General features: G+C 49.6%; 3 protein-coding genes. All 3 read left to right on the top strand.

Annotation, left to right across the window (positions count from 1 at the left end; translation table 11 throughout):
* The first annotated feature begins 452 nt into the window (after nucleotides 1–452).
* The 3 genes from CZ502_RS04075 to CZ502_RS04065 all read left to right on the top strand — a co-directional run bounded on the left by CZ502_RS04075 (nucleotide 453) and on the right by CZ502_RS04065 (nucleotide 11188).
* Nucleotides 453–9440, top strand: coding sequence for a Rib/alpha-like domain-containing protein (locus CZ502_RS04075; protein WP_076459822.1), 8988 nt, complete (start codon nucleotides 453–455; stop codon nucleotides 9438–9440).
* Between the two features lie 200 nt (nucleotides 9441–9640).
* Nucleotides 9641–10222 (top strand): TetR/AcrR family transcriptional regulator, encoded by a 582-nt coding sequence (locus CZ502_RS04070; protein WP_076459821.1) that lies wholly within the window; start codon nucleotides 9641–9643, stop codon nucleotides 10220–10222.
* 48 nt (nucleotides 10223–10270) lie between these two features.
* A complete protein-coding gene (locus CZ502_RS04065) occupies nucleotides 10271–11188 on the top strand; it encodes an ROK family protein (protein ID WP_076459820.1) in 918 nt (305 codons plus the stop codon).
* Nucleotides 11189–11242 lie beyond the last annotated feature (54 nt).

Genomic DNA, 11242 nt, shown 5'->3' with positions numbered 1-11242 from the left:
TCGTAATGAATGGTCGGGGGCGCCTTTTTGTTGTGCGGTTGATTATTTGCTGAGGGAGAGTAGGGGACGATAGGCAATTCACTTGGCTGGGCTATCGGGTGAATGATTAATGCTTGCTCTAAACATCACGAGCAAAGCCACGAGATAACTGCCATACTAGTGCTGCGACAAATGTGTCATTAACGTGCGAAAGCAATGTTTAGTTTTGCAGAATGAACAGCTGTTTATCATTAACAAAGCGAATTCAAGAATGATCTATTAACAAAATACAACAAATGAACATTTTCTCATATGTTTTAAAAACGAGTTTTCTTAATTGACGGCGATAAATTGGCATTGTGAAACTCTTCTCTTATTTATCGTTTGAAAATGTCTTTCTTTGAGACTATATTAAAAACTGTAAAGTGTGATTTATTTATTTATGCCTAGTCTTTTTGTAAGGGGGACTAAAAATGTTATCGAGTAATAACAGAGAAGAACTGTTTCGCAAGCAGGAGCCGAAAAAGCAACGGTTTGCGATTAAGAAGTTAACAGTCGGTGTTGCGTCTGTTTTGATTGGCTTTACTTTCATGGGCTTAAACGCCTCTGCAAGTGCCGATGATACACCCGCACAAGCAACTGACGATAACGGTAATGACAATGCGCAATCACAAGCGGCAACCGGCTTGCAGAGCGCAAACGTGGCATTAACGAACCAGGCAGGAACACAAGTAAATTCTGCCGCTGCCAAGGCACCGGTAAACGTTGCCCCAGCAATGCCGGTTGCTGATGCGTACCAAAAAGCTGTCGCTGCTAACGTTGCTGCGCAAGCAACCAATGCAAACAGTAATTCGCCAGAATCAGCAAACACAACGGCGGATAAGCAAGCAAGTGAAGCTAAGAGTGCAGAAACCAGCAATTTCACTCCAGCAAACTTCGCCGCCACGCCAACAGCAGACCAACTCGGCGCTAAATTGGCACAGACGACGACAGCTATTCAACAAAGTGGGATTGAAATTCCTAACTCTGAATGGATTGGAACCACGTCCTCAAAATACAACACTCTAAATATGCAGACGGATGTGCTAAAGAGTGACAGCACTGCCACCGCCTTACCATTTAAGGTTACCAGTCGGATCTGGGGTGGCGACATTTCTGGTCAAAAGAACTATGAGTTACGGATTAAGCTAGATCAACGGCTTGCCCCTTATGTTAAGGGAGTCAAAGTTAGCCAGCAGGGCGATGTTCAGGCAAAAGACTTGTCACAAAAGGAACTAGCTCAACAAGCTGATGGCTCATGGTCTGTTAACCTGATTAAACTTTATGGTGGTGTAATGGGTCAAGCCAATGTTGACTATGCTTATAGTAATCCCGATTGTGTTATTGAATTTAATGACCAAATCGAAAACTTCTATAACAAGTTGAGTGACCTTAATGCTAACCCACTTCAGTATGCAATTTATGGTTATGATAAAGCTACTAACAAAACAATTGGTGCTTACCACAGCACTGGTTACATCGTTAATAGCGGCAGTAAGTTTGACCAACCAGTTGCTACAGGAGAAAATGCTCACCGTCCTGCAACTAATCAGCCTTACTACCAAAGCGCTGCGTTGACTTTGCAATATGATAAAGCTACTAACACCATCAATGCATTTTATAATCCTAATATGCTTGGCGTTTGGACGTGGGATACCCTATTTGGTTCACCACGGATTAATAGGCTTAATTATTCTGTGGATCCACGCTTAGTTCCATATATCTCAAGTGTAACCCTTTCAAACTTGGAAGCTGGTAATAAGACTGTCCTCTTCAATGACAACGGTACCCCTAAGACAACAAATAAAGTTCTGAATACGACACCATTACACATTGGTGCAGCAGGGACTAGCCAGGCTGGCGAGGGAGCAGTTGAAGTTACTGCTAAAAATATGAGTATTTCTGTTCTTCCTCGTAACAACCACCTTGTTGAAATTTCATACAAGTTAAACCGGGGACTTGGGGAGGTCATTAATTCTCTTGGCCTTAGCAGTAAGGAAAATAATCGGCTGCAGTTTGGCGCTTACTTCACCGCTAAGAATGGTCAAATGGCACCGAACACATTAGCAACTAATGCTTATGATATTGATAAAATTGCGCAGTCTGGTGTCTATCAGCCAGCTTATCAAGCTTTGACCCTTAAGCAGGGCGAGAGTGGCACATCGGCGATTTCCTGGCTGAATGATAAGCTGCCGACTGGCGAAAAATTTGCTTCAACGCCATTGCCTGGCTTTACAACGGCCTTTGATACTAACGGCAACCTAACTGTTACCGCTGCCGAGACCGTTAAGGCAGGGCCATATAACATTCCGGTAACTGTCACTTATGCTGATGATACCGTTGACCACGTAACTGCCCCCGTATTCGTTACCGATGGTAGTGAAACCGTCACCTGGGGTGATAACGGCGCGGTTGTCGTAACTGCTAATACCGCGTTAGGGGCGCACGAAACGTCTGACCACTCCCAGGTATTTAGCCCTGCTGATGCGGTAAGTGGCATTCAAAAGTACGCCATTGACAAGACGACCGGCAAGATTGCGACGACCGGGACTGCCATTGCTAAGGATGCTAATGGGGTAAAAATTTCCTGGACGACCACGCCAAATACGGTTGTTGAAACAGCAACTGTTGCTGGCAAGACGACCAACGGTGTTCTGGCAATCGCCCTCGGCAACAACGCTGATGATGTATTAGGTACGGCAGCTAAGACCGTTGCCGCCAACGTCGACAATATTGACGCTAAGGGTGCTGGCGCAAAGTTTGTCGGTGTCCCAGTCGATGTAAACCATTATCTAGCACTGTCTGCTGACCAATTCAAGGCGCTAGTTGATAACCGTATTCCGGCTGACGAGATTAGCAAGACTGCCTGGAAGACGATGCCAGAAAAGGGCCACGACGCGATTATCGAAATTACGTTTAATGATAGCTATGCGCAAGGCAAGCCAACTTACCTTGACATCACAATTCCTGCCGAAAACATTAATGTCATCAGTGATAATGAGGCTAATACCCCACAGACTAAGCCGATCTCCACGCCGCAGGGGGTTGTTCCAGCTGCATCATCCGCAATCAGTAACCAGGATAAGCTACCACAAGGAACCAGCTACGAATGGACTAATCCGTCCGCGGTTAAGAATGATGTTGATAAGCATCCAGGGGTTCGGACTGAACTGATCACGGTAACTTACCCTGACCACACTACCGATACTGTCGCGACTGAAGTGACTGTTGACGCTACACCAACGACAAGCCCAATTACAACCTGGGTTGACCTGCTGCCGGATGCGGCGACTGGAATTGATAACCTAGAAAAGAAGGGTGTTCCTGGCTACCCAGTAAGTGCTGAATGGAAGGTTGCTCCTGATATTAGCAAGCTTGGGATAACAAGTGGCGAAGTTACGGTCCACTACCCAGATGGCACGACCCAAACTGCCACCGTGAAGGTAATCGTTACTGATGATAAGGGCGAAAGTATTAATTCACATATTGAAAGCATCGTTAGCCATAAGACTGCTGAGCAGAATTTGATTGGTAACCCGGTTATTAACCAAATTCGTGTTGGCTACTATAAGGGCCAGCGGGACTTCAGTAAGCCGTTTATCTACACCTTAAAGGGTGACCACTATGAACTCACCCAAGAAGGGGAGGTGCCAATTGGTAAGACGGTCAATGCGATTAAGTCGTTCCCAGCCAGTGCTATTTCCGTTGCCTGGGCAGCGAAGGGTGATACCGGAATCAACATACCTGGTGTTCAGGGGAATGGGCAACCAACGACGGTCGCTTCCGCAGATAACGGTGGAACCGCAACGATTATTTACGACCAGGACCACAATCCACAAGGCGAAGGTAGGGTGCAGTATCCGAAGTACTTAGTAACTGTTGATGCTTCAAAGGTTGAATTACCAATCTTTGGTAAAGATACCACAGTGATGTACGACTACCCATCCGTCACGATTTACGGGGCGACTGCTAGTGATAAGAAGGCATCGGTATACACTAATGCAAAGGATGTTAAGGCTGCATTAGGGGATCCAAGTGCCTATGTTAATACGACCGACCTTGATAACCACCACTTCACGCCAAGTGCAATCGAATGGAAGACGCTGCCAGACATCAGTAAGGCTGATGCTAATGCGAAGGCAAGTATTGAATTGCACTTCAACGACGGGACCCACCTCGATATTCCGGTTACGGTTAACGTAATTGGCGTTGACGATGGCAATACTGACAAGACGAACCATGATGTTTACCGGGACATTACCCGGACGATCAATGTTCAAGGGGTCAAGGAGCCAGTTGTCCAACACGTTATTTACAGCCGGGCCAAGTTGACCGACCTTTCTAAGCCAGCGGGCCAGCAGGTAACCTATACTGACTGGAAGGCAGCAGTTGACCAGAACGGCCAACAGGTAACGGCCTTCCCAGCAGTCGAAGTTACCAAGCCGGGTTACACCGCTACTGCTACTGGCGCAACCATCCAGAATCAGGGCGACAAGCAATTTGTTCCGGCTTCGGCAACGATTAGTCCAGACGCAACCGATGAAGTGGTAAATGTAACTTACACTGCCAACGAACACACCTTGACGATCACGTATGTTGACAAGGACACGGGTAAGCAAGTTGGGACTGCTTATACTGTAAGCGGCAAGACCGGCGAAGCGGAAACACTAGATGTCGCTGGCCATGTTCCTGCTAACTGGCAATTAGTCGCCGGGCAACAAGTCCTTTCAACTTATCAATTTGGTTCTACTGACCCGGCACCAGTAAGCTACAAGGTTGAACACAAGACCGAGAGTGTTCCGGTAGATAAAAATAATAAGGATACCTACCGGGAAGTCGTTCAGACCATCATTGAGACGGTTCCTGGTAGCCAGCCACAAACCGTGCGGAAGACAACCGTTCCATTCCAGCGGACAGGTGTTAAGGACCTTGTTACAAACCACATTACGTGGAACGCATGGCAAGGCCCGGCAGGCAGTGTCGATGGCACTTATACGATTGCGTCCTTTGAATTTAAGGGGATCAAGGGTTACGACACCCAAATTAACGGGCAAAAAGCCGCCAAGAATGAAATTGCCGCAGTAACAGTCAACGCTAATTCACAAGACATTACTGACAACATTACCTTTGTAAAGCAGGGAAGCACGCCAGTACCGTTTGACCCGGCAAACGATAACATGTTTAAGACGGTTACCCGGACGATCACCGTCAATGATCCAAACGGCGCCTACGATGAGGTACAAACGGTTAAGTTCAGCCGCGAAGATAAGGATGGTAATGCCGGATATACTGATCCAGTTACTGGTGAGACGGCCTGGAATGCATGGCACGTTGCTGGTAGTACAGAAACTAACGGCAGTTGGGCGGAATACACCGCCCCAGCAATCAAGGGCTACACTGCTAACCCAGCGAAGGTTGCTCAGGTCACGGTAACGCCAGACACCAAGGACGCCAAGGCAGCGATTGATTACACGAAGAACAGTGATACACCAGTACCATTCGACCCAACTAATGACGACATGTACCGGGAAGTAACCCGGACAATTACGGTCACTGCGCCAAGCGGTACTTACGACAAGACGCAGACCGTTAAGTTCAGTCGTGAAGATAAGGATGGCAATGCCGGTTACACTGACCCAGTTACGGGCAAGACGACGATGAACGCCTGGCATGTTGCAGGCAGTGAGAGCACGACTGGCAGCTGGGCAGAGTTTACTGCGCCAACAATTAAGGGCTACACTGCTAACCCAGCGAAGGTTGCCGAGGTCACGGTAACGCCAGACACCAAGAATGCGAAGGTAACGATTGATTACAAGAAGGATAACGACACGCCGGTACCATTCGATCAGAATGATAAGGCGATGAACAAGGATGTTACCCGGACAATCACCGTTAACGATCCAAATGGTGCCTACACGAAGACGCAAACAGTGCACTTTACTAACGAAGACGCGCAAGGTAACGGTGGCTACGCTGACCCAGTTACTGGTGAAATTCATTACAATACTGCATGGCATGTTGCCGGTGACTTGAACGCCAGTGAAGGCAGCTGGGCAGAGTTTGCTGCGCCAACAATCAAGGGTTACACGGCTAACCCGGCAAAGGTTGCCCAAGTAACAGTGACAGCTGATACAAAGGACGCCACGGTAACGATTGACTACACAAAGAACAGTGATACACCGGTACCATTTGACCCAACTAATGACGACATGTACCGGGAAGTAACCCGGACAATTACGGTCAATGCGCCAAGCGGTGCTTACGATAAGACGCAGACTGTTAAGTTTAGTCGTGAAGATGCCCAAGGTAATGCTGGTTACACTGACCCAGTTACGGGCAAGACGACGATGAACGCCTGGCACGTTGCGGGCAGTGAGAGCACGACCGGCACTTGGTCCGAATACGATGCTCCAGCGGTTAAGGGCTACACTGCTAACCCAGCGAAGGTTGCCGAGGTCACGGTAACGCCAGATACGAAGAGCACGACCGTTACGATCAACTACACAAAGAACAGTGACACGCCAGTACCGTTTGATCCAACTAACGACAACATGTACCGTGAAATCACCCGGACGATCACGATCAACAAGCCAGGCCAAACCGTTGGTGACACGGAAACACAGACCGTTAAGTTTACCCGTGAAGACGCCCAAGGTAATGCGGGTTACACTGACCCAGTCACTGGTGAAACTAGTTGGAACGCATGGCATGTCGCGGGCAGTGACAGTGCAACTGGTAGCTGGTCCGAATACGATGCTCCAGCGGTCAAGGGCTACACTGCTGATCCGACGAAGGTTGCCCAAGTAACGGTAACGCCAGATACGAAGAGCATGACCGTTACGATCAACTACAAGAAGAACAGTGATACCCCGGTACCATTCGACCCAACTAACAACGATATGTACCGGGAAGTAACCCGGACGATCACCGTTAACGATCCAAGTGGCGCTTACGATAAGACGCAAACCGTTAAGTTCAGTCGTGAAGATGCCAAGGGTAATGCGGGTTACACCGACCCAGTTACGGGTAAGACGACGATGAATGCCTGGCATGTTGCGGACAGTGAGAGCACGACCGGTACTTGGCCTGAATATGATGCTCCAGCTGTTGACGGCTACACCGCTGATCCAGCCAAGATTGCGGCAGTAACCGTTACGCCGGATACCCAGAGCACGACCGTTGCGATTAACTACACCAAGAATGCGCCACAGCAAAGCGATGCTGACAAGTATGCTCCATCCTACCCTGAAGTAGTAACTACGCCAGGGACGACCCAGAGCATCGATGTGCAATACAGTGGTGACAAGCCAGCTGGCGATGTTACTTACGAAATTGCAACGGGGGCGAACGTGCCAAGCTGGGTAAGTGTTGACCAGCAAACTGGTAAGATCACCTACACCGTTCCAGCTGACGCAACGACCCAGGTAGTAAATGTTCCAGTAACTGTTACTTACGTTGATGGCAGCCAAGACAAGACGACTTCCGTTGCGGTGATTGTTGCTGGGAAGGACCATGTTGATACCCCAGCAGGACCAACCGACGTTATCAAGAACCCAGAAAACTTGCCAACTGGGACGACGGTCGTTTGGACGCCTGGCGAGCAACCAGATCCAAGCAAGAAGGGCGACCAGCCAACAAGCGTAACGGTCACGGTTCCTGGTCACGACCCAATCACAATCCCAACAACCGTTAACTACGGCAACCCAACTGATGCCGACAAGTACACGCCAGAAGGGCAAGACGTCACGACTAAGGAAGGTCAAGTGCCGGTAGCCGCTGACGGGATTAAGAACAAGGGTGACTTGCCAGGAGATACGAAGTACACCTGGAGCAACCCCGCCCAGGTAGGCGAAGATGTCAAGACGCCTGGTAGTCACGCCGCAACAATCGTGGTAACTTATCCAGACGGTTCAAAGGACACGGTTGATGTTCACATCATCGTCACGCCAACGGATGCTGACAAGTACACGCCAAAACCACAGCCGATCACAACCCCAGAAGGCCAAGTTCCGAACCCTGCTGATGGGATTAAAAACAAGGACGACTTGCCAGGAGATACGAAGTACACCTGGGCAAACCCAGATCAGGTAGCTGGGGATGTCAAGACACCTGGTGACCACCCTGAAACGATCGTGGTAACTTACCCAGACGGCACGACTGACACGGTTGAAGTTCCGGTTACTGTAACGCCAACTGACGCCGACAAGTACACGCCGGAAGGGCAAGACGTCACGACTGAGGAAGGCAACCTTCCAGTAGCCAGTCAAGGAATTGCTAACATGGGTGACTTGCCAACTGGCACCACCGCTAGTTGGACAGACACTGCTAAGGTGACGAATGATGTTCAAAGCCGTGGCAGTTACACCGAAACCATCACGGTAACCTACCCAGATGGTTCAACGGACACGGTTACAGTTCACTTGACAGTTACTGCTAAGCCGGTAAACCCTAAGCCAGCTGAACCAGATGCCGACAAGTACACGCCGGAAGGGCAAGACGTCACGACTAAGGAAGGTCAAGTGCCAGCAGCCGCTGACGGGATTAAGAACAAGGGTGACTTGCCAGCAGATACAAAGTACACCTGGAGCAACCCCGCCCAGGTAGGCGAAGATGTCAAGACGCCTGGTAGTCACGCCGCAACGATCGTGGTAACTTATCCAGACGGTTCAACGGACACGGTTGATGTTCACATCATCGTCACGCCAACGGATGCTGAGAAGTACACGCCAGAACCACATCCAATCACAACCCCAGAAGGCCAAGTTCCGAACCCTGCTGATGGGATCAAGAACAAGGACGACTTGCCAGATGGCACGAAGTACACCTGGAGTGACCCAGCTCAGGTAGGCGAAGATGTCAAGACACCTGGTGACCACCCTGAAACGATCGTGGTAACTTACCCAGACGGCTCCAGCGAAGAGGTAACCACCACGGTCACGGTTCCTGGACCAGAAGGCCAAGACATTACCACGCCGCAAGGGGTACTGCCTGACCCAGGTGATGCAATCAAGAATAAGGATCAGTTGCCAGACGATACCAAGTACACGTGGAAGGAAGAACCGGATGTTTCGACACCGGGCGACCACACTGGCGTTGTGGAAGTAAGGTTCCCAGACGGTACCACGGTTGACGTTCCGGTCACTGTCCACGTTGAAGCCCCTGCCACTGGCAATGAGGACAACAACAAGCCAGTTACACCGGTAACCCCACACGCTGCTAGTCAAACGACTGCAACCGTTGCTCCTGCGAAGGTCGCAACGCCAGCAGCACCGAAGACTGACAACGGTCAACCAGCTACGAAGAAGTTGCCACAAACTGGTAACGACACTTCCAAAGTTTCTGCAATCATCGGCCTCGGCCTTGCATCATTTGCAAGTCTCTTCGGTTTTGGTGGTTTGAAGAAGCAGAAAGAAGATAAGTAAGCACTTATACCGACCGCTGAATCTTCCTCCCATAATTTAAGTAAGGTCGGGATAAGCAAACATCTTATGTAATGCGCAAAATAGGTTCGTATACCCCATGACGGGCAGGCGGGCCTATTTTGTTTGCTTTAATTGACCGCTAGTCACTTATTTGCTAGGATGAATTTGAGAGAATGGGATAAACAAATGAGGTGTCAATCATGGGGAAGCGTGAAGAAAAGGCGGAAAAGACGCGGAAAAAGTTACTAGGAACAGCGGACCGCCTCATCAACCAACGGGGCTATGAGAATGTGGCAGTTGAAGACATTACGAAGGCCTGCGGGGTTGCCAAGGGAACCTTTTACAACTATTTTGCCCAAAAGCAAGACCTTGTCCTCGCCCTTGGTCAGGAGTACTTTGCTAAGGTCACCGACAAGGTGGACGAGCTGGGACGGTTGAATGCCCGCGAGGCGATTACGGAATATTTGCTGAGCTATATTCAGATCATCCGCACCAAGGCAAACATTGTCTTAGTGCGGGAGTGGATCCGCTATGTCGTTATCCCGGACAATCAGCAGCAGTTAAAGTTGCAGTTTATCCTCAAGGGGTTGGAGCGCCTGCTTACCACCCTGTCAAAGCGGGGCGAACTATCGAATAACATGAGCGTTGACGAGATGGCACGGATGCTAATGACCCACTTTTACGGGGTACTTCTCATGTGGGCGGTCGATAGCAGCCGGGTGATTCCAGAAGATGAGATTAAAAAATATTGTGCGGTCCAGCTGCCAGCCTTAGTTCGCTAAATTAATTCGGTAGTATAATGTAGGTAATCGTTGAAAGGGAGTGGGAGAATGCAGCGACAGTATTTGAGTATTGATATTGGGGGGACTGCGATTAAGTATGCGCGGATCGACCATTCTGGTAATATCTTTGCGAAGCGGCATTTACCAACTCCCCGTGAAAAAACGGCTTTTATCACGGCGGTAGAGACGGTGATCAAGGCCGCCAAGGACCAGGTCAGCGCAATCTGTATTAGCGTTCCGGGAATTGTCGACCCGGCAAGCGGTAAGGTTGGGTTTACCGGTGCACTGTCCTTTATGGGCAGCTTTCACCTTGCGGCCCACGTGAAAAAGCTGACGGGGCTTCCCGTCTTTGTCGGTAACGACGCAAATTGCGCTACCCTGGCAGAGATGTGGCTCGGTAACTTGAAGGGGGTCCACAACGGGGCGGTAATTACCCTTGGGACTTCCGTTGGCGGTGGGATTGTCGTCAATGATCAACTGATCCATGGTCCCCACTTTCAGGCTGGTGAACTCAGTGCAATGGTAATTAACCATGATGCGGCAGTCCTGCACTATTCGACCGTCGGGGCGACCACCTCTGCGGTCAAGATGATTGAACAGGTTGCCCGCCAGTGTGACATTGCTGACCGGACAGACGGGCACCAGGTCTTTAACCTAATTAACCAGCATGACGAACGGGCCTGGTCGGTCTTTGTTGACTTTTGTCGCCGGGTTGCCGTGCTGATTTTGAATATGCAAACGATGCTGGACTTAGAGCGGGTCTTGATTGGTGGGGGGATTAGCGCCCAGCCAGTCCTGATTACGGAGATTAAGCACCAGTTTGCTCGCTTGCAGGCGGGTGACCGGCGGCTCAAAGATGACGTGACGATGCCCGACATTATGGCAGCGAAGTTTGGCAATGAAGCCAATTTATTGGGGGCCTTATATGGCTTGCTAATGGATAGTGACACTAGTGCCGATAAATGAAAATAATTGTTAATAGGATGCTTACAGGGATGTAAAAAAGGCCTTCTCGCAATT

It is taken from the genome of Limosilactobacillus caccae (assembly GCF_900156885.1).
Classification (GTDB): domain Bacteria; phylum Bacillota; class Bacilli; order Lactobacillales; family Lactobacillaceae; genus Limosilactobacillus; species Limosilactobacillus caccae.
This window is presented reverse-complemented; position numbering and strand designations above follow the sequence as displayed.

Coding starts and splice junctions, on each gene's coding strand:
- CZ502_RS04075 (WP_076459822.1), top strand. CDS start 453: ATGTTATCGAGTAATAACAGAGAAGAACTGTTTCGCAAGCAGGAGCCG.
- CZ502_RS04070 (WP_076459821.1), top strand. CDS start 9,641: ATGGGGAAGCGTGAAGAAAAGGCGGAAAAGACGCGGAAAAAGTTACTA.
- CZ502_RS04065 (WP_076459820.1), top strand. CDS start 10,271: ATGCAGCGACAGTATTTGAGTATTGATATTGGGGGGACTGCGATTAAG.